At 73.7% G+C, this 596-nt stretch carries 1 protein-coding gene; it reads left to right on the top strand.

The window, feature by feature from the left end:
• Nucleotides 1-13: 13 nt before the first annotated feature.
• Nucleotides 14-596, top strand: a 583-nt coding sequence (locus AC27IQ_RS26760; protein WP_487091506.1) for a LysR family transcriptional regulator, incomplete at its 3' end; no start/stop codon positions are given.

Consider the following 596-nt stretch of genomic DNA (forward strand, 5'->3'; position numbering starts at 1 on the left):
GACCGGCCGGCGCATCCCGCCCATCCAGTGCCTGCTGACCTTCGAGGCCCTGGCCCGCCTGCGCAGCGTGACGCAGACCGCCGACGAGCTGTGCGTGACGCCCAGCGCCGTCAGCCACCGCGTGCGCCAGCTCGAGCAGATCCTGGGCGTGCGGCTGTTCGGCCGCGCCGACTTCTCGCTCACCACCGAAGGCAGCGCCTACCTGGCCCATGTGCGCGAGGGCCTGGGCGCGCTGCAGCGCTTTCCGGGCGCGGCCACGGCGCCGGGCAAGCGGCGGCTCAAGCTGGCGGTGACCCCGACCTTCGCCCGCGCCATCCTGATCCCGCGCCTGCGCCAGTTCACCGAGGCCTATCCCGAGATCGATCTGGCGCTGCAGGTGTCCATTCCGCTGCTGGACGTGGTCGCCGAGGACGCCGACCTGATCGTGCGCTTCGGCCCGGGGCACTACGCCGACCTGGAGCACGTGGAGCTGGCGCGCGACCGGGTCACGCCGCTCGCCTCGCCCGCCTTCGTGCGCGAGCACGGCCCTTTCGAACGGCCCGGGGACCTGGAAGGGGTGGCCTTGCTGCGCAGCCCGCTGGAGCCCTGGCGCACCT

It is taken from the genome of Acidovorax sp. KPB24-07, assembly GCF_057543315.1.